At 32.7% G+C, this 20,414-nt stretch carries 20 protein-coding genes; 18 read left to right on the top strand and 2 right to left on the bottom strand.

Annotated elements, in window-relative coordinates; all coding sequences use genetic code 11:
- Positions 1 to 13: 13 nt before the first annotated feature.
- Positions 14 to 1,249 (bottom strand): transcription termination factor NusA, encoded by a 1,236-nt coding sequence (nusA, locus tag NG806_RS17385; RefSeq protein WP_172282359.1) that lies wholly within the window; start codon positions 1,247 to 1,249, stop codon positions 14 to 16.
- 16 nt (positions 1,250 to 1,265) lie between these two features.
- On the bottom strand, positions 1,266 to 1,733 hold the full coding sequence (gene rimP / locus NG806_RS17380; RefSeq protein WP_214830779.1) for a ribosome assembly cofactor RimP: 468 nt from the start codon (positions 1,731 to 1,733) through the stop codon (positions 1,266 to 1,268).
- A 215-nt stretch (positions 1,734 to 1,948) separates the two neighbouring features.
- On the opposite strand from rimP, the gene NG806_RS17375 reads away from it, so the two are divergent.
- The 18 genes from NG806_RS17375 to NG806_RS17290 all read left to right on the top strand — a co-directional run bounded on the left by NG806_RS17375 (position 1,949) and on the right by NG806_RS17290 (position 20,384).
- Complete coding sequence (locus tag NG806_RS17375; protein ID WP_261510910.1) at positions 1,949 to 3,262, top strand: UDP-glucose dehydrogenase family protein; 1,314 nt, start codon at positions 1,949 to 1,951, stop codon at positions 3,260 to 3,262.
- A gap of 165 nt (positions 3,263 to 3,427) precedes the next feature.
- The gene (gene rfbB, locus NG806_RS17370; RefSeq protein ID WP_214830775.1) at positions 3,428 to 4,507 is read left to right on the top strand and encodes a dTDP-glucose 4,6-dehydratase; all 1,080 of its coding nucleotides are present in this window, start codon (positions 3,428 to 3,430) and stop codon (positions 4,505 to 4,507) included.
- A gap of 17 nt (positions 4,508 to 4,524) precedes the next feature.
- Positions 4,525 to 5,388, top strand: coding sequence for a glucose-1-phosphate thymidylyltransferase RfbA (gene rfbA / locus NG806_RS17365; protein WP_214830772.1), 864 nt, complete (start codon positions 4,525 to 4,527; stop codon positions 5,386 to 5,388).
- Positions 5,389 to 5,560: 172 nt separating this feature from the next.
- The gene (locus NG806_RS17360) at positions 5,561 to 6,409 is read left to right on the top strand and encodes an ABC transporter permease (RefSeq protein WP_261510909.1); all 849 of its coding nucleotides are present in this window, start codon (positions 5,561 to 5,563) and stop codon (positions 6,407 to 6,409) included.
- Between the two features lie 61 nt (positions 6,410 to 6,470).
- Positions 6,471 to 7,724, top strand: a complete 1,254-nt coding sequence (locus NG806_RS17355; RefSeq protein WP_214830769.1) for an ABC transporter ATP-binding protein — start codon at positions 6,471 to 6,473, stop codon at positions 7,722 to 7,724.
- A gap of 5 nt (positions 7,725 to 7,729) precedes the next feature.
- The gene (locus NG806_RS17350; protein WP_261510908.1) at positions 7,730 to 8,593 is read left to right on the top strand and encodes a GNAT family N-acetyltransferase; all 864 of its coding nucleotides are present in this window, start codon (positions 7,730 to 7,732) and stop codon (positions 8,591 to 8,593) included.
- Positions 8,593 to 9,534, top strand: coding sequence for a GNAT family N-acetyltransferase (locus NG806_RS17345; RefSeq protein WP_261510907.1), 942 nt, complete (start codon positions 8,593 to 8,595; stop codon positions 9,532 to 9,534). The genes NG806_RS17350 and NG806_RS17345 overlap by 1 nt, the downstream gene beginning before the upstream one ends.
- 6 nt (positions 9,535 to 9,540) lie before the next feature.
- Positions 9,541 to 10,641 (top strand): DegT/DnrJ/EryC1/StrS family aminotransferase, encoded by a 1,101-nt coding sequence (locus NG806_RS17340; RefSeq protein ID WP_261510906.1) that lies wholly within the window; start codon positions 9,541 to 9,543, stop codon positions 10,639 to 10,641.
- A complete protein-coding gene (locus NG806_RS17335; protein ID WP_214830761.1) occupies positions 10,641 to 11,540 on the top strand; it encodes a glycosyltransferase family 2 protein in 900 nt (299 codons plus the stop codon). The genes NG806_RS17340 and NG806_RS17335 overlap by 1 nt, the downstream gene beginning before the upstream one ends.
- Positions 11,540 to 12,139, top strand: coding sequence for an acyltransferase (locus tag NG806_RS17330; RefSeq protein WP_214830759.1), 600 nt, complete (start codon positions 11,540 to 11,542; stop codon positions 12,137 to 12,139). The genes NG806_RS17335 and NG806_RS17330 overlap by 1 nt, the downstream gene beginning before the upstream one ends.
- Positions 12,132 to 13,319 (top strand): glycosyltransferase family 4 protein, encoded by a 1,188-nt coding sequence (locus tag NG806_RS17325; protein ID WP_214830758.1) that lies wholly within the window; start codon positions 12,132 to 12,134, stop codon positions 13,317 to 13,319. Before NG806_RS17330 ends, NG806_RS17325 begins: the two co-directional genes overlap by 8 nt.
- A gap of 19 nt (positions 13,320 to 13,338) precedes the next feature.
- Positions 13,339 to 14,208 (top strand): glycosyltransferase family protein, encoded by an 870-nt coding sequence (locus NG806_RS17320; protein ID WP_261510903.1) that lies wholly within the window; start codon positions 13,339 to 13,341, stop codon positions 14,206 to 14,208.
- Positions 14,209 to 14,271: 63 nt separating this feature from the next.
- Positions 14,272 to 14,940 carry an NAD-dependent epimerase/dehydratase family protein gene (locus tag NG806_RS17315; RefSeq protein WP_261510902.1) on the top strand — a complete coding sequence of 223 codons (669 nt, stop codon included), beginning with the start codon at positions 14,272 to 14,274 and terminating at the stop codon, positions 14,938 to 14,940.
- A 10-nt stretch (positions 14,941 to 14,950) separates the two neighbouring features.
- The gene (locus NG806_RS17310; protein WP_214830752.1) at positions 14,951 to 15,871 is read left to right on the top strand and encodes a glycosyltransferase family 2 protein; all 921 of its coding nucleotides are present in this window, start codon (positions 14,951 to 14,953) and stop codon (positions 15,869 to 15,871) included.
- Between the two features lie 59 nt (positions 15,872 to 15,930).
- A complete protein-coding gene (locus NG806_RS17305; RefSeq protein WP_214830750.1) occupies positions 15,931 to 16,686 on the top strand; it encodes a class I SAM-dependent methyltransferase in 756 nt (251 codons plus the stop codon).
- A gap of 19 nt (positions 16,687 to 16,705) precedes the next feature.
- The gene (gene asnB / locus NG806_RS17300) at positions 16,706 to 18,502 is read left to right on the top strand and encodes an asparagine synthase (glutamine-hydrolyzing) (RefSeq protein WP_214830748.1); all 1,797 of its coding nucleotides are present in this window, start codon (positions 16,706 to 16,708) and stop codon (positions 18,500 to 18,502) included.
- Positions 18,502 to 19,446, top strand: a complete 945-nt coding sequence (locus tag NG806_RS17295) for a glycosyltransferase family 2 protein (protein WP_261510898.1) — start codon at positions 18,502 to 18,504, stop codon at positions 19,444 to 19,446. The genes asnB and NG806_RS17295 overlap by 1 nt, the downstream gene beginning before the upstream one ends.
- The gene (locus tag NG806_RS17290; protein ID WP_261510896.1) at positions 19,443 to 20,384 is read left to right on the top strand and encodes a glycosyltransferase family 2 protein; all 942 of its coding nucleotides are present in this window, start codon (positions 19,443 to 19,445) and stop codon (positions 20,382 to 20,384) included. The genes NG806_RS17295 and NG806_RS17290 overlap by 4 nt, the downstream gene beginning before the upstream one ends.
- Positions 20,385 to 20,414: the final 30 nt, after the last annotated feature.

Raw genomic sequence — 20,414 nt, 5'->3', positions numbered from 1 at the left:
TTATTCAAAAATCTTAATCTTCAAATTCTTCTCTCAGAATGCGTTTTACATCTTCAATAGTTTCCTCTTCCAAGTCAACCATATTTAAAAGACTCTCAGTATCTTTATCTAATACCGATTTCGCAGTAGTAAGACCTACTTTCTTAAATTCATCCAAAATCCACTGCTCGATATCGTCATTAAATTCTCTCAAATCAACATCGTCATCCTCGCTAGACTCTCTATATACATCAATTTCATATCCTGTCAACCAAGAAGCCAATCTGATATTCTGACCTTGTTTTCCGATTACCTTAGAAATTTCTTCTACAGGGGTATAAACTAATGCATAGCTACTGTTCTCATTGATGTCAATTTTATTGATAGTAACATTTCCTAATGCTCTTTTCACTAAAATTTCAGGATTCTTAGACCACTGAATAACATCTATATTCTCATTTTTCAACTCTCTTACAACTCCATGAATTCTGGATCCTTTAACACCCACACAAGCACCAACCGGATCAATTCTATCATCATAAGCATCTACTGCAATTTTTGCCTTTTCTCCAGGAATCCTTACTACTTTTTTCAGCATGATCGTTCCATCTTGGATCTCAGGAATTTCAAGCTCCAATAGTTTTTCAAGAAACTTAGGTGCAGTTCTTGAAATAATGATCTGCGGCTTAGATCCTTTAAAATCTACTGATTCAACAATAGCTCTGATATTTTCACCTTTTTTAAAGAAGTCTGAAGGAATCTGATTTTCTTTTGGTAAAATAAATTCATTTCCCTCATCATCCAACAAAATTACATGTTTGTGACGAATATGGTGAATCTCTCCAACTACAATCTCTCCAATTCTATCTCTGAACTGCTCATACAACATTGCATTATTGTGCTCCTGCAGTTTTGTAGCTAAAATTTGCTTTAAAGTTAAAATATTCCTTCTTCCTAATTGTGCAACAGGAATTTCCATCGTGAAATCTTCACCTACTTCAAAAGTCGGGTCGATTTTTTTTGCTTCAGAAATCTCAATTTCCAAATCATCATCTTCCGACATTTCATCCTCAACAATTGTTTTATTTAAAAATATCTGAAAATCTCCTTTATCGGGGTTTACAATTACATCAAAATGATCATCTGAATCAAATCTCTTTCTTAAAAGAGTTTTCAGTGAATCTTCAATAATTGCCATAAGATCAATCTTACTGATCCCCTTTTCGTCTTTAAAATCACCAAAGGATTCAATCAACGCTATATTATCCATTTATTCTTTTTTCTTTTTAAAATTTAATTACTACTAATGCTTTTTTAATCTCAGAGTAAGGAATTTCCTTTTCCTCTTCCACATCTACCTTACCTTTTCCAATATCTTTTGGTTTACGGTAACGCAAAACAAGTGTGATTTTCTCTTCATCCACTTTTGACAATTCACCCTCAATTTTAGAAGAATCTTCAAGTAAAATCTCAATCTCTCTTCCTATATTTTTGTTAAATTGCCTTGGAGTCGACATTGGCTCACTTAATCCAGCAGACATTACCTGAAGGCTAAAATCATGCTCTTCGCGATCCATATTGAACTCTATTGCACGACTTGCATCAAGACAGTCCTGCAAAGAAACTCCATTATCACCATCTAAAATCACCGTAATATCATCCCCCGCAGAAATCTTTAAATCAGTAAGAAATAAATCTTTTCTGGTCTCGAGGAATCCATTTAATAATTCTTCAATTTTCTTTCTAAACTCCATAAATTTTATGCTTGATCTACAGTACGAAAAAAGGCTTTCTTCCGAAGCCTTCCCATTTTTTTCCGTAAATCCTCTGCAAATATAATATTTTTTTTCTAAAAAAGCAAAATCATCTTATTATCAGATAAATAACCATAGGATCTATTAACATTAAATTTAAAGAGGTGTTGAAAGTATTTTTATTATTTTTGTCCTGAATTTTAAAAACATACATTTTGAATATAACAATTGTAGGAACGGGTTATGTAGGATTAGTTACAGGAACTACCCTTGCAGAACTTGGCAATTCAGTATACTGTGTTGATATTGATGAAAAGAAAGTAGAAGGTATGAAAAACGGCATTGTTCCCATTTATGAGCCGAACCTTGAAGAAATGTTCCACAGAAACATTCAATCCCAAAGATTATTTTTCACCACCAATTTAAAGGAAGCGTTAGACAAAAGTGAAGTTGTATACCTCGCACTCCCTACCCCTCCGGGAGAAGATGGTTCAGCGGATCTGTCCTATGTACTTGGTGTGGCTAATGACATTGGAGAAATGATGACAGAATATAAAGTCATCGTTAATAAAAGTACGGTTCCTGTAGGAACTGCAGATAAAGTAAGAGAAGTGATCTCTTCAAAAACAGACATTTCTTTTGACGTTGTCTCTAATCCAGAATTTCTTAGAGAAGGTTTTGCTGTAGAAGACTCAATGAATCCTGCGAGAGTAGTGGTAGGATCAAGTTCTGAAAGAGCAAAGAATATCATGTCTAAAATTTACCAACCATTTACCAATACTGGGATTCCAATTATTTTCATGGATGAAAAATCATCTGAACTTACCAAGTATGCCTCAAATTCTTTCTTAGCGGTAAAAATTACTTTTATGAATGAGATCGCCAATTACTGTGAAAAAGTGGGTGCTGATGTAGATAAAGTGAGACTGGGAATGGGAAGTGATGATAGAATTGGACACCGCTTTTTATTTCCTGGAATCGGATATGGGGGAAGTTGTTTTCCTAAAGATGTGAAGGCTTTAATAAAATCCGGAAAGCAAGAAGATTTTAATTTTCAAATTTTAGAAGCAACCGAAAATGTAAACATTGCTCAAAAAGTAATTTTGGTTTCGGAAATTGAAAAATACTTTGACGGAAACCTTAAAGGAAAAAAAATAGCAGTATGGGGATTAGCCTTTAAGGCAAATACAGATGACATCCGCGAAGCATCTTCTTTAGATAATATAGATCTTTTATTGAAAAAGGGAGCCGAGATAGTTGCCTATGATCTTGTCGCAGAAAATAATGTTCAAAAGATCATTGGGAATCAAATTCAATATGCAAAAACAATGTATGAAGCTTTAGAAGAAGCAGATGCATTATTTATTGCAACAGAATGGCCGGAATTCAAAAATCCAAATTTTGAACTTATGGCAGAGAAGATGAAAAACAAGGTTATTTTCGATGGAAGAAATATGTATCCCTTGGAAGTCCCTAAGCAATATGGATTCTATTATAAAAGTATAGGAAGACAAACGGTACTTAATTAATGAATTCAAAAATAACACACGCTATTCTTTACCAGTATATAGGCTACTGCTATAACATTAACATTTAAGAAAAAGAACAAGTCTATACATTATATTATAGATGGTGTAAAATGTATCTTAATACTTTTACTATCTTTAACCTTTAACTTTTTTCAAAATATTAAAATGAAAAATATAATCATCACAGGAGGAGCAGGTTTTATCGGCTCTCATGTTGTAAGAGAATTTGTAAAAAATAATCCCAATACAACAATCATTAATCTTGATGCTCTTACCTACGCAGGAAATCTGGAAAATTTAAAAGATATCGAAAACGAACCCAATTATATTTTCGAAAAAGCAGACATAACAAAACCTGAGGAACTAAGAACGGTTTTTGAAAAATATAATCCGGATGCCGTAATACATTTAGCTGCTGAAAGCCATGTAGACAGAAGTATTACCGACCCTATGGCATTTATCAATACAAACGTTAATGGTACTGCCAACCTTCTTAATCTATGTAAAGAATTCTGGACCTTAAATCCAGATCATACTCATGGGAGATTTCCAAACGAACCCAGACAAAACTTATTCTATCATGTTTCTACTGACGAAGTATATGGAAGTTTAGGCGAAACAGGATTTTTTCTGGAGACAACAGCTTATGATCCGCAGTCTCCTTATTCCGCTTCTAAAGCAGCGTCTGACCATTTAGTACGAGCATATGGAAATACCTATGGTATGCCTTTTATCGTTTCTAACTGTTCAAATAATTATGGCCCAAATCATTTCCCAGAAAAGTTAATTCCGCTTTGTATTTTTAATATTATCAATGAAAAGCCATTGCCTATTTATGGAGATGGGAAATATACAAGAGATTGGTTATTTGTAATTGATCACGCAAGAGCTATTCATCAGATTTTCAATGAAGCTAAAACGGGAGAAACCTATAATATCGGAGGCTTTAATGAATGGCAAAATATTGATTTGGTAAAAGAACTGATCAGTCAGATGGATTCTAAACTTGGAAAACAAGAAGGTTATTCCGAAAAGCTGATCACTTTCGTAAAAGACAGACCGGGACATGACAAACGTTACGCTATTGATGCTACAAAACTGAACAAGGATCTGGGCTGGGAACCATCTGTAACTTTTGAACAAGGATTATCAAAAACTATTGACTGGTATCTTGAAAACAAGGAATGGCTTGAGAATGTAACTTCTGGAGATTATCAGAAATACTACGAAAATCAATATAATTAATTTATAAATACAAACAGATGAAAGGTATTATCCTTGCCGGAGGCTCCGGAACAAGACTTTATCCCCTTACAATTGCCGTAAGTAAGCAGTTGATGCCGGTTTATGACAAACCAATGATTTATTACCCCCTCTCAACATTATTATTAGCCGGAATTAAAGACATACTTATCATTACTACCCCTCATGATCAGGAAGGCTTTATTAAACTTTTAGGAGACGGCTCTCAGATAGGCTGCAATATAGAGTACATGGTCCAGCCAAGCCCCGATGGTCTGGCACAAGCATTTATCCTTGGAGATTCTTTTATTGGAAATGATCCTGTAGCATTAGTGCTTGGGGATAACATTTTTTATGGCTCAGAAATGGGAACTTTATTAAAAAACAAAACAAATCCTGATGGAGGTGTTGTTTTTGCTTACCATGTTTCTGATCCCGAAAGATATGGTGTTGTCGAATTTGATCAGGATTTCAAGGCTGTATCTATAGAAGAAAAGCCTGTTCATCCAAAATCAAATTATGCAGTTCCTGGTTTATATTTTTATGACAATGAAGTTGTAGAGATCGCTAAAAACATACAACCCTCAGCTCGTGGCGAGCTCGAAATCACAGATGTAAACAATGTCTATCTTAAAAAAGGAAAACTTGAAGTTGGTGTTTTAGACAGGGGAACGGCCTGGTTAGACACAGGAACATTTGACTCTCTTCATGATGCCTCAGAGTTTGTAAGTGTTATTGAAAAAAGACAAGGCTTTAAAATTGGATGTATTGAAGAAATTGCATTCAGAAATAAATTTATTGACGAGGAGAAGCTTTTAAACACGGCTTTAAAATATGGGAAAAGTGGGTATGGAAAATATCTCACTCAACTTGTAAACAAATAATTTTTACCATAGAAATTTATAAAGCTGTTGTCTTCATTGGTTACAGCTTTTGTTTATAATAATAAATATCAATATATTAGTTATTATTTTTGGTTTTTACATGAATAACAATTCATAATATCTGGAACTATGAGAAAATTAATTATTGTAAATTTGCATAAACTTAACACAAATGATTGAACCACAACAAAAGTGGACAGAAACAATTGAAGCTAATCATTCTCTCTTTGATTTAAAATTCAAAGAGGTATGGAGATATAAGGATCTTATTTATATGTTTGTAAAGAGAGACTTTGTATCCAGCTTTAAACAAACCGTGCTTGGACCCATATGGTTTTTTATCAATCCTATTTTTACAACAATTACCTATTTAATTGTTTTTGGAAGAATAGCCAAACTACCAACTGACGGAGCTCCACCTCTACTTTTTTATCTGGCTGGAATTACGCTTTGGAACTACTTTTCAACTTCATTAACGGGTACATCCTATACCTTCGCCGGAAATGCTGGCATCTTTGGAAAAGTTTATTTTCCAAGATTGGTAACTCCTTTATCAATTGTAATTTCCAACCTAATGAGGTTTGGTGTACAATTCATACTATTTATAATGGTATGGGGATATTATTTCGCAAAAGGAGAAGCACATCCAAATATCTGGATACTTGCTACCCCCTTCCTGGTTATTCTTATGGCGCTTTTTGCATTAGGTGTGGGAATGATTTTTTCTTCTCTCACAACAAAATATAAGGATTTGAATATGCTTCTTGGATTTGGTGTAAGTTTATATATGTATGCTACCCCAGTTATATATCCGACATCTTCACTTCCTGCAGGTTTCAAAAGCCTGGCTTATTATAATCCTTTGACAGGTATTTTCGAATGCTTTAAATATGCATGGCTGGGTGTTGGAAATTTTTCTCCACTCATGCTAGGAATCAGTACGGGCATAATCCTGGTACTTCTAGCGATAGGAACTGTTATTTTTAACAGGGTTGAAAAAACTTTTATGGATACTGTATAATTAAAACAGTAAAAAACTGTTAGAATTTATAGTAGAAGTCTAATTCTTTAAATTAAAAAACATGCTGGCTTTAAAAGCTGAAAATATATCAAAACAGTACCGCTTAGGACAAGTGGGTACAGGAACTCTTACTCATGATCTAAACAGATTCTGGTATAGAGTAAGAGGCAAAGAAGATCCCTATTTAAAAATTGGAGACACCAATGACAGAACGACAAAAGGCGATTCTGAATATGTATGGTCACTTCGTGATATCGACTTTGAAGTAGAACAGGGAGATGCTGTTGGAATCATTGGCAGAAATGGAGCTGGTAAATCTACTTTATTAAAACTTTTAAGTAAAGTAACTAAACCTACCACAGGCAAAATATACACGCAAGGAAGAATTGCATCATTATTGGAAGTAGGAACTGGATTTCATCCTGAAATGACGGGCCGGGAAAATGTTTTCCTAAATGGTGCTATTTTAGGAATGACGCGTAAAGAAATCAAGCGCAAATTTGATGAAATAGTAGATTTTTCTGGTGTTGAAAGATATATCGATACCCCAGTAAAAAGATATTCTTCGGGGATGTATGTGCGATTAGCCTTTGCCGTTGCGGCCCATCTTGAATCAGAAATTCTTATCGTAGATGAAGTTCTAGCTGTTGGAGATGCCGATTTTCAAAAAAAATGCCTTGGAAAGATGGGTGATGTTACGAAAGGAGAAGGAAGAACTATTCTTTTTGTAAGCCATAATATGACCGCTATAAAAGAACTTTGTAAAAGTGGACTTTTATTAAATCAGGGGCATCTGGATTATTCTGGAAATATTCTACAAACTATTACAGAGTATCAAAAAAATGCAGAAAGACAAAGTAGTTATATCCATGAGGGTTCTCTGGAGACAGCTTTAGGAAATGAAAATATCAGGATATTGGAATTCTCTACGAAACCAATACAAGGACCATTTCTAGATATTGAATCTGGGATTAAAATAAGATTGAGATTTTATAATTTCAAAGAGAATATCAATCTGGATACTACATTCGAATTGAGAACCTATGAAGAAGCTGTAGTTTTTCATACGGGAGCCTTCGTAGCAACAAACAACAGTTCCCGAAAAAAAGAATACATAGTAGAATTTGAAATTCCTTCCAATCTTCTTAATGCAGGAAATTATTATTTCAAATTAATTTTCGGGGAAGATCAAAAAATCCCTCTTTATATAGCCAATGAAATTATAGGTTTTGAAGTTGAGAATGTTAAACGTGGTACTAATATAAATTCTCTACCGGGAATTATTAGACCAGATTTTAAATATGATATAAAATAACAGTAATGGACAAGGTTCAATATTTTGATTTAGATAAAATTGGTAATTCTTCTCTTGGCTTTATTACAGTAGCCGAGGGCTTAAAGAACGTGCCTTTTGATGTCAAACGTGTATATTGGACTTACTATACTCCTCAAGATGTGATGAGAGGAGGTCATGCTCATAAAAATCTTAAGCAAATCATATTTGCTGTATCAGGAACAATAGAGTTTAATATCGAAGATAAAAATGGTAATAAAGAAACCTTTATACTAGATAATCCTTCTAGAGGAATATATATCCCAAAATTAATCTGGCGGGATATTAAATTCTCACACAGTGCGGTATTACTCTGTTTAGCATCTGAACTTTACGACGAAAACGACTACTTTAGAAGTTATGAAGAATTTACCTCATACCCTTCTCCATCTGAAGTGTTACATCTGGTAGATTATACTGAAGAAATTCTGGATAAATCGTGGAATTGGCTTAATGATCCTGAAATTAAAAAGCTTACCAATACACCTGATTTTACAAGAGAAGATCAGAAAATATGGTTTAGCAAACTTGAGGATATGAAAAACTATGATATTAAAGGTATTGCTTTTGGTGAGCAAATTATTGGCGTTGCAGGTCTAAAAAAAATTGACCTCAACAACAAAGATGCTGAGTATTTTGGTTATATCGGAGAAAAGCAATTTTGGGGGAAAGGTCTAAGCAAACAAATATTATCTGAAATATTGCGCAGTGCAAAGGAAGAGCACAAGTTAGAAAGCATCTATCTAAATGTTATTCCTGATAATATTAGAGCTATCAAAGCTTATGAAAATTTTGGATTCAGAATAGAGTTGATCGTAAAAGATAACGTAAAAATGTCTTTAAAGTTATAATGGATATAGAACTAACACGATATCATGTTACCCAGAAAGTCATTTGGGATACTTTCATAAGGGAAAGCAAAAATGGATTATTCTTTTTTGAAAGGGATTATATGGATTATCATGCTGACCGCTTTAATGATCATTCTTTGATTTTCATTAAAAAAGATCAGATCATTGCTGCTTTTCCAGCGAATGAAATAGATAAGGAAATTTTTTCTCACGCCGGATTAACTTATGGATCTTTGGTTATCAGTGAAAAAACTAAAACTGTTGAGGTCTTAGAAATATTTACACTTTTAATCAACTACTACAAGAATAGTGGTTTTAGCAAATTACTTTATAAAGCAATTCCGTCTATCTTCTTTGAGCAACCTTCGCAGGAAGACCTGTATGCTTTATTTTTAAATAATGCACAACTTATCAGACGAGATATCTCTTCGGTGTTACCTATCCAAAATAGGTTACCTTTAGCAAATTCACCTGCAAGAAGATATAAAAAATGTTCCAAGTTAAATCTTGAGATTAAAGAGAATAAAAATTTTGAAAATTACTGGACACTTCTAACGAATGTCCTTGCATCAAACCATGGAGCTAAACCTGTACACAGTCTACAGGAAATTCAACAGTTAGCAGAAAAATTCCCAAATAATATCAAACTATACGAAGTTACAGAAAATGAAGAGCTACTGAGTGGTACCTTAATTTTCGACTTTGGTAAAGTCCTTCATACACAATACCTCGCGAATTCTGAGAAGGGCAGGGAAATTGGTGCTTTGGACTATCTTATTATCAAGCTGCTTGAAGAACAATTTCAAGACAGACCCTATTTTAGTTTCGGAATCTCTACTGAAAATCAGGGAAGATTTTTAAATGAAGGTCTGATCAACCAAAAAGAGATGTATGGTGGGAGGGCTATTTGTAATGATTTTTATGAAATTACTTTAAATTAAAACCAAATGATTAGTTTTTTAAATTTAAAAAAAATAAACCTTAAATATCAAGAAGAAATTGAAAACAAACTTTTGGAAGTTTTCAGGAGCGGATGGTATTTATTGGGAGATGAGCTTAAGAATTTCGAAACCAATTTAGCTCATTATATTGGTTCAAAATATGCTTTAGGAGTAGCAAACGGACTGGATGCTTTACGATTAATATTCCGCGCCTACATAGAGCTGGGCATTATGAAACCTGGAGATGAGGTCATTGTCCCTGCAAACACTTACATCGCTTCTATTCTGGCTTTATCGGATAATGGATTAATCCCTGTTTTTGTAGAGCCGGAAATAAATACATACAATATTGACATTTCAAAAATTGAAGAAAAACTCACTTCGAAAACAAAAGCAATACTAATCGTTCATCTGCAGGGTAGAATTGTTTTTTCTGAAGAATTAAGAAAAATAGCACAGGACCATAAACTAAAAATTGTAGAGGATAATGCACAGGCTATCGGAGCAGAATGGAATAATATTAAATCAGGAAACCTGGGTGATGCAGCTGGATTCAGCTTTTATCCCGGTAAAAATTTAGGTGCTCTGGGTGATGCTGGTGCAGTAACAACAAATGATAAAGATTTATTTGAGACCATCCGTGCATTAGGAAACTATGGTTCTAATCAAAAATATGTCAACATATACAAGGGTCTTAATTCCAGATTGGACGAAATACAAGCTGGAGTACTGGATATTAAATTAAAGTATATTGAAGAAGAAAATGATGCGCGAAGACTAATTGCGAAAAAATTCATTGAGGAAATAACTAATCCAAAAATCATTCTTCCAGAAAATCCAGAAGATGAAAAGGAACATGTATGGCATGTGTTTGTTATTAGAACAGAAAATAGAGACAATCTTCAAAGCTACCTCAATGAAAAGGGGATCCACACAATTATCCATTACCCTATTCCACCTCATAAGCAAGAAGCTTATAAAGAAATGAATACGCTATCTTTTCCAATTAGTGAAAAGATACATGAGGAAGTATTGAGTTTACCTATTTCATCTATTTTAGATACGGAAGAAATTGAAACCATTATTAAAGCTATAAATGAATATTAATGGTGAACAATCCTTTAGTAACAGTTATTATCGTTTCATATAATCATTCCGGTTATATTAAAGAATGCCTGGATAGCATAAAAAATCAAACTTATGAGAACATTCAATTAATTGTGGGAGATGATGCTTCACCAGATAATTCTGTAGAAGTCTTCGAAAATTGGATTAATGACAATAAGTATACTGCTGAAAAAAATTTCCATTCCAAGAATACTGGTTTAGCTGAGATGCTTAATGAATGTATAAAATTCGCTAAAGGAAAGTATATTAAACTTATTGCAGCTGACGATTATTTGCACCCGGAGTTTTTGGAAAAATGTGTAAAAACATTGGAAAACAAAGATGATAAGTTTGCTGTGGTTTTTTCATCAGCATATATTGTAGAGGAAGATAAAAATTTAGTTGAGTATTATGGGAATTTTGATTTCTATAGAGATGAATATCAGTTTAGAAAACTTGAGAAAACAAGAAATTTTGTACCGGCTGTCAGCGCATTGATCAAAACTAAAGCTCTTCTTGAAACAGGATCTTATAATAAAGATATTCTTTTGGAAGATTACGATAAATGGTTACAAATAAATGAAAAACATTTTTTTGCTTTTATTCCGGAACACCTTGCTTATTATAGAAAGCACGAAGAAAACATTTCAACCTTAAAGGCCCGAGTGGTTTTCGTTGAAGAAATACTGTTGAGACTACAATATGACACAGAGTTAGATAATAAATCGGAACTTAATAATAGTGTCAAGAAAATTTATATTACATCAACTAACAAGAAAGAACTAAAAAAGACTTTTGAAAAATATAATCAGTACAAGGGAAAAGAACCTTGGCTGAATTTTTGTTTGAAATATCGTTTACCTATTAAACTCTATCATCTAAAATATAAATTTTTCTAATGTTCTTAAGGCTAAAAAATTATATCCATAGAAAAATAGCTTCTTTTATTACTGATCTTGAAGTACAAAAAAAGAAGAAACTTTGGCGGGCTTTTAACGCAAAACCAACTATTACAATTCACCATACTTTTGCCCCTCAAGATGTTAATATCTTTAAAGGAAATGAGGGCGAATTTGGTAATATAGCTATTGGTGAACGGTTTTTCGTGAGAGATTACTGTAATATTTCAGTGCTTCCAAATGCTTCACTAACTATTGGCAGTGGGGTTTTCTTTAATAATTATTCTTCAATTAATTGTATCGATAATATTACCATTGGTGATGATACTATATTCGGAGAAGGTGTAAAATTATATGATCACAATCATGAGTACGGGTTCAATCCCAATTTCTTTATAGATAAAACAGCCTTTAAGACTTCACCGATAATTATAGGTAATAATTGCTGGATAGGAAGTAATACAGTCATATTAAAAGGAGTTAACATCGGCGACAATTGTATTATTGGTGCTGGATGTGTTATTCATAAATCTATCCCGGCTAATACTATTGTAAAAAACAGTCAAAATTTAATATTCGAATCTTTGCAAAATGAATGAAACAAAAAAAATATTAGTTATATCTCATGAAGCATCTTTATCAGGTGCTCCAATACTATTGTTGAGTGTATTAAAAAAGCTTAAACAAGAAAAAAAGAATTTTAGCATTGATATTCTATTATTAAGAGCAGGACAGCTTTTTGAAGATTTTGCTAAAATTTCTGACAACAAAATTATTGTAGCTAGTTATTATAATCAATCATTTTCTTTTATCAATAGAAATTTTAAAAAACTTCAGGCTGCATTTTTTCCAACAGCAGAAACCAGAGAGGAACAGATTGAAAAGATAACCGGAAGATTATTTTCTAACAATTATGATTTGGTATATGGAAATACTGCAGAAACACTAATTTGGACAATACCCTTTTACAAAAAGAACATTCCTACCATTGTAGCCATCCACGAACTGGCTTTTGGAGTAGAAAGTTCTTACTCAAAAGAATTTATTTTAGAAAACGTATCCAATGTTTCTACTATTATTGCGGGATCAAATGCTGTAGCAGAGAACCTGATTACCAGATATGGAGCAAAACCAGAAAAAATTAAAGTCATTCATTCTTTTGTCGATGAAGTAATTGATATTCAAAAAGATACGACAGCTTTAAAAAAAGAGCTCAATATTTCTGATAATGAATTAGTTATTGGTATTGCAAGCTCTCAGGAATTGCGTAAAGGAACGGATTTAGTACCTCTCCTTGTAAAAAAAATAGCAGATCAGACAGATATAGATTTTAAATTCATTAACCTTGGTGGAACTTCCAAAATTGGCCCTGTAAAATGTTCAAAGCTAGATGCTGAAAAACTTGGAGTAGATGATAAAATCATATATGTAGATCACAACAAATTTCCAAACGACTATATTAATATTTTTGATATTTTCCTCTTACTATCCCGGGAAGATCCGTTTCCTCTTGTAATGCTTACTGCAGCAAAACTTAAAAAACCTATTGTTGCATTTGAACAAAGTGGCGGCGCAGTAGAATTTCTTGAAAATGGTTTTGGTGTTCTTGCCCCTTATCTTGATTTGGATACTATGGCTTCTGAGATCGTTAAGCTATTACAGAGCAAAGAATTAAGAGAAAATTATGGAATTAAAATCCAGAATAAACTAGAACTGGAATATTCTGAAAAAAGACTGACTACTGATATCTTTCAGACGATGGACAATCTATTGAAATAAAATTAGTGAATACTTTTATATGATCTCTATCATTATATCTTCATATCTTCCTCAGTATTTCTCTGCATTGGAAAATAATATTGCAGAAACGATTGGTGTACCCTACGAAATTATCAAAATTGATAATCCTGGATTAATGGGGATCTGCAAGGCATACAATATGGGAGCAGAAAAAGCTAAATATGATTATTTTTTATTCATCCATGAGGATATTTTATTTCATACAGATAAATGGGGCGAGAAATTAATAACCCACCTCAACCGACCTGGAACAGGTGTTATCGGACTTGCCGGCTCTTCCTATGTCCCTGTTGCACCTTCCAGTTGGACCGTTTCAGAAAAATATAATTTCATCAATATTTTGCAGGGAAATAAAGAAAATGCCGAATCCTATCTAATTAATAAAGTCTCTGGAAATACAAATCCGGTTTATGCCGTAGATGGTGTATTTCTAGGTATTAAAAAGGAAAATTTCTTTGATTTTAAATTCGATGAAGATATTAATGGGTTTCACGGTTATGATCTGGATTTTACATTAAGGGTATCAAAAAGACTTCAAAATTACGTAATCGATAATATACTTATACAACATTTCTCTGGCGGAAATCTGGATAAAAAGTGGTTGGATTCCAACATAAAAATTAAAGAAAAAATTGGATCTGATTTTCAAAAAACAATTGACAATACCACCGAGAAAAAAATATTTTCCGGCTTTTTACATAAATATTTTGAATACTACCCGATTAATAGGAAAACGCTTTTATTTACACTAAAATTTTATCCTTATAAGTATTTAGATTTCAGACAACATCTATTTTTTATTAAAAAATATTTTAATTACATTAGATATGCATCTCAGATTAATAGAAAATTAAAAGTAGATCTTTAATTTTATTTTTAATAATACTAACTTTAACAATAATTAGTTACACACAATATCAAAAGACACAATATGATCATAGGAAACGGGCTTATTGCTAGTTCATTACAAAATATCGATTCGGACAAAATACTTTTCTTCGCTTCAGGAGTTTCAAATTCTCTTGAAACAAAAAAAGCAGAATTTGAAAGAGAATTCAATCTTTTAAGCAACGCCCTTGAAAATTACAGCGAAAAGAAGTTTATCTATTTCTCCACATTGAGTGTTCAGGATCAATCAAAACAGGACAGCTTTTATGTACTGCATAAGTTGGAAATGGAAAATTATATTAAAAGTAAATCTGACAATTACCTTATTCTAAGAATTGGTAATATCGTAGGGAAAGGTGGAAATCCTAATACTCTTTTTAATTTTCTTAAAACAAAAATTAAAACCAATAGTAAATTCATACTTCACCGAAATGCCAGAAGATTATTATTAGATATCGATGACATTGCTAATTTTTTAGAAAGTACATGCAAGTCTGTGAAAAATGAAACAATAAACTTTGCATATCCTTATTATTATGATTTAAGGGAAATTATAGATGCCATCCAAAATAGAATGGATCAGAAAGCAAATTATGATGAAGCAGATGAAGGGGATTTTTACAAAGTCGATTTTGATAAAAACACCAACAGCTTTTTCTCTGGAATAGAGCCTACTGATTATTTGAAAAATTTAGCTGAAAAATATACTTAAAAAAAAATAAATGCCAAGGATTTATCTTATTATTGTCACTTATAATGCCATGAAATGGGCAGAAAGATGCTTTACAAGCTTAAGGCGATCTTCGGTTCCTATACAGTGTATTGTTGTAGATAATGGATCAACAGATAATACACAGGAGTATATAAAAACAAATTTCCCGGAAGTAGATTTCATTCAGTCTTCAGAGAATCTGGGATTTGGTAAAGCCAATAATATAGGTATTGAAAAAGCTCATAAAGAAGGTGCAGATTTTTTCTATCTGATGAATCAGGATGCATGGCTTTACCCTGATAGTCTTGAAAAGTTGCTTGATATTTACAGTAAGCATCCCAAACAAGAAGAAATTGGGATCATCAGCCCCATGCAAATTGATGGAACAGAAAAATATCTGGATATCTTTTTAGATAAATATATTGCTACAAATTTTGAAAAGACAAGGCTGATATCTGACCTGTATTTTCAAACACTGAAACCTTTTTATGAAATTAAGTTTATTAATGCTGCTCATTGGCTTCTTCCAAAGCATACCATAGAAACTGTAGGTGGATTTAACCCTTACTTTTTTCACTATGGAGAAGACGATGAGTATACAAACCGGGTATTATTTCACGAGAAAAAAACGCTACTTGTCCCTGGCAGTAAAGCAGTTCATGATGGAAAACAATTTTTAACTAAAATTGATTATAATAAATTTCCAAATCTGAGTATAGAAACTAAAATTATAAATCCTAACCTGAACAATGCATTATATTTAGAAAAGAAATCTCTTAAGCAAAGCATTGTAAAGAATATTATCACAGGAAATATTGGCACTTATAAAAAACTATCTTTAAAGTATAAAAAGATTTCAAAAGAAGAAAAAAAATTAGCTGAAATACGCAGTAAAGTAATGCAAATAGGACCAACATTCCTGAATCTGTAAGTTATCAATGAAAGATTTATTACAATAACATTTCTTTTATCACATAAATAAAACACAATATGAAAATCCTGGACAGAATAAAAAAAAAGATAGAGCTATTTTCTCATTCAGGCTCAAATTATCAATGTCCATTTTGTGGCTACAAATCGAAAGATCTGGAAATTGTAGGACATAATTTACCTGTATTAATAGAAAAACATGTCATTGGAGGCGGGCGTAGAGCGGCAGGATGCTATAAATGTAATTCCAGAGACAGAGAAAGACTTTTATATGCTTTTGTTATTAAAGAATTAAATCTTCCAAAAGACATCAGTGTATTACATATCGCACCAGAACCTAAATTATCAAAGATTCTTTTAAGCCAGAATTTAAAGGAATATATTTGTGGAGATCTGCTCACAGGGAATTACCATTATCCAGACCATGTAAAAAATATTAATATTTTAAGTATCCCTTACGAGAACAATTATTTCGATCTGGTGATTTGTAATCATGTTTTAGAACATATTCCTGACGATGCAAAAGCCATGAAAGAACTTTTAAGGGTATTAAAGCCTGAAGGAAAAGCTATTTTACAGGTCCCTATTTCTAAGAATAATCAACAGACCTACGAAGACTTTTCTATTTCCGACCCTCAAAAAAGAAAAGAACTTTTTGGTCAGTTTGATCATGTAAGAATATATGGTCAAGACTATGTAATACGATTAGAAAATGCTGGTTTTATAGTAGAGAGAGTAAATATTTCTGATAAATATAAAAAATTTGGAGTGAATCCTGAGGAAGATATTTTCTTTTGTAAAAGAGGGATGTCATAATTTAAAATAAAATGGTATTATGTGTGGAATAGCAGGAATAATAGCTCCAAACGCTAGAAATTATACAAACGAAATAAAAAAAATGACTGATGTACTGGTACATCGCGGTCCAGATTCTTCACATCATGAATTTTATGAAAATGCAACTTTAGGTCATCGAAGACTTTCAATTATAGATCTCTCAGAGAGTGGAAAACAACCGATGTTTTCAAATTCGAAAAACGAATGCATTGTACTGAACGGTGAAATTTATGGATATCTTGATATTAAAAAAAGATATCCGGAATATCCTTATCATGGAACTTCGGATACAGAAGTTATTCTTGCAATGTATCAGAGAAAGCAGGAAAACCTCATCCATGATCTCCCAGGAATGTTTGCTTTTGCAATTTGGGATGACCAGAAACAGCAATTATTTTGTGCCAGAGATCGTTTTGGAGAAAAGCCATTCTTCTATGCTATCGGAAGTAACAACGAATTCATTTTTGCCTCGGAGATTAAAGCTATATTAGCTTCTGGATTAATTCAGCCCGAAGTAAATTCTGAAGCCTTAGCTCACTATCTGCAACATGGATATGTAAATACCTATCAAAGTATTTACAAAAACATTTTCACGCTTCCTCCTGCTCATCAACTAATTTGGAAAAATGGAAAAGTTATCGTTTCACGTTACTATAGCTTACCGGCAAAGGATAGGAATATAAGTTTATCTGATGCAAAGGAAGAATTCTTATACCTCTTAAAAAATGCTGTTAAAAAACAGCTTATAGCAGATGTGGAAGTTGGAAGTTTTTTAAGTGGCGGATTAGATTCGTCCTCCATAGTAGCCCTGGTCAATGAATTTATGCCAAAACAAACGACTATTAGCTTTGGGTATGATCATAAAGATAGTGAATTGAAATATGCTAAAGAAATTGCCGATAAATACCAAACCAATCATATTGAGGTTCACGAAAAAAAACAGGATATAGCAGCATCACTCTTAAAGATTTCTCCATTCTTAGATGAACCTTTTGCTGACATCTCTTATCTTCCACATTATGAGATCTGTAGAAATGCCAGAAAAAATCTTACTGTAGTCCTTTCTGGGGATGCCGGTGATGAACTATTTGGTGGGTATCATTTTTATAAAGTCGAAAATGAATTAAAAAACCACTTTAGCTATAAAAATATAATTACTCAATTCGGATTAAAGATTTATCAAAAGTTGAGAGAAACTTCTTTTGTTACACAAAGCAATTTACAGTATTCTTCTATTTTAGATTTTCATCAGAATTCCGTTAGAAATGCATTCTCTAAAAAAGAACAAAATCTGCTCGGGATTCTAACAGATTATCAGCAACCCTACAGTTTCACACCCAATTCTGACTCATTGAACGATATTATGCGGGTAGATCTGGAAAATTATGTTCCAGGAAATATGATGATGAAATCCGACAGAATGGCCATGGCGAATTCATTGGAAGTGAGAACGCCTTTCCTTGATGTTGATTTTGCTGAGTTTTGCATACAATTACCTGAACAACTGAAGTTAAATAGTGAAAATGATAAAATTATACTTCGGGAAACAATGGGGGCATATTGGACAGAAACGATTAGAAAACGTCACAAGCAAGGATTTGGAATGAGTGTTAAGAGTTGGTTTGAAGAAGATAATCTCATCAATTTATCCAATGAATTGCTTAAAGATCGAAATCAGAAAATTTTCAATTATATAGATTTTGAGGGTGCTCAAAAATTTCTGAACAAAGATCATAAACATTGGAATTTGTTACAACTTGCTCTTTGGGCCCATAACAATCAATCTGTATTATAATGCTTGAAATTTCTGTTATTATCCCGGTTTATAATGCGGCTGAATTTTTAGAAAAATCAGTTCAGTCTGCATTGCAATTTAAAGAAGTTAAGGAAGTTATTTTAGTTGAAGATAAATCAACAGATAATTCACTGGAAATTTGCAAAAGATTAGCTGACCAAAATCTAAAGGTATTACTATTTCAACATGCTGATAAAGAAAATCATGGCGCAGGCGCCTCAAGGAATCTGGGAATAGAAAAATCAACAGGGAATTTCATTACATTTTTAGATGCTGATGATTATTATCTACCCAATCGTTTTGACGGAGAAAAAGAAATATTTGCTGATTCTAAGGTTCAAGGGGTCTTTGGAGCCATTGGTATTGAATATTTAACTGAAAAGGGAAAACAGGAATTTCAATCGAAATTCAGTGATACTTCCCTTACAACTGTAAATTATTCCGCTGAAGGAAGGGAAGTTTTTAAAGGACTTTTAGGATTAACAACTAAAACTTTCGGTACATTCTTCCATTTAAATGCTCTTACAATAAGAAGATCAGCGATTGAAGCATCTAATTTAAAATTCAACAAGACACTTAGAGTTCATCAGGATTCGGATTTTATTATTAAACTGGCTTATCACTGTTATTTAAAATCAGGGATTATAGATCAGCCCGTGGCCATACGCGGAATACATGACGATAACAGAATTACTAAAATTGTGAAATACTCCCATCAGTATAAACAAAGACAGCTTCTTTTCTGGAAATCTTTATATGACTGGGCCCGCGATCAGAAGATACCTTCAGAATTTAAAGAAAAAATTTACTTAAGATATAAGTCCTTCGACTTATCTCAAAAAACGGGAGCAATAAAATATTATAATATCTTTATTGAAGCTCTTAAGAATCCCAATATATTAAAAACACAGTATAGGTTTAATTATCAAAAATCGATGAAATGAAAATCTCAGTAATCATTCCCGTTTATAACGCTGAAAAATATGTTTCTCAGGCTGTAGAATCAGCGCTCCAGTTTGATGAAGTATTTGAAGTCGTTTTAGTGGAAGACAAATCACCAGATCAATCTTTACGGACTTGCCAGGAATTAGCCGCGAAGCATAGCAAAGTAAAATTATATCAACATCCCGACAAAGAAAATCATGGCGCGGGTCCAAGCAGAAACCTGGGAATACAGAATTCAACAGGAGATTTCATCGCATTTTTAGATGCGGACGATTATTTTCTTCCCAATCGTTTTGATGCAGAAAAACAACTTTTCAAAAATCCCAAAGTAGAAGGTGTTTATGGGGCTATTGGCGTACATTATTACACTGAAAAAGCTAAAGAACAATATTTTAAATTATTTAAAAATGTATTAACCACAGTTTACAAAAAACATGATCCTAAAGATGTTTTTCCAGGGTTGATCCATAAGTTAGGAAGTTTTGGACTATTTAGTATTGATGCTCTAACTGTTCGTAGAGAGTCTCTTTTGGCGAAGTTAACTCCTTTATTCAAGCCAATGAAACTTCACGAAGACACAGAGTTTTTATTTCGCCTTTCATATTATCTTGATTTATATCCCGGAATTATAGATGAAGCTATAGCAATGAGAGGAGTGCATGAAAGCAATAGAATCACCAAAGTAGATTCTAATAAGATAAAGCATACGATCTCAAGAGTTATCCTTTGGAATGAAGTTTATAATTGGGCAAAAGATGAGGCTAATATTCCAGAAGACATTAAAACACATATCAAAAGGATGCAACGTAGTTTCGAAATAGCAAGTTCTCCAAAATTAAAAAAATGGGCAATGATTATAAAATATTTATTCGTTGATTATCAGAGTATAAGATCAGGATTATATAACATCAACTTTAGATATTCTTTAATTTCGTAATCTTGCATATTCGTACCGTACCGTTTTACT

This window comes from Chryseobacterium paludis, from assembly GCF_025403485.1.
In the GTDB taxonomy this organism is placed as follows: Bacteria; Bacteroidota; Bacteroidia; order Flavobacteriales; family Weeksellaceae; genus Chryseobacterium; species Chryseobacterium paludis.
The sequence above is the reverse complement of the archived record's forward strand: the minus strand, read 5'-3'. Positions and strand labels throughout refer to the sequence as shown.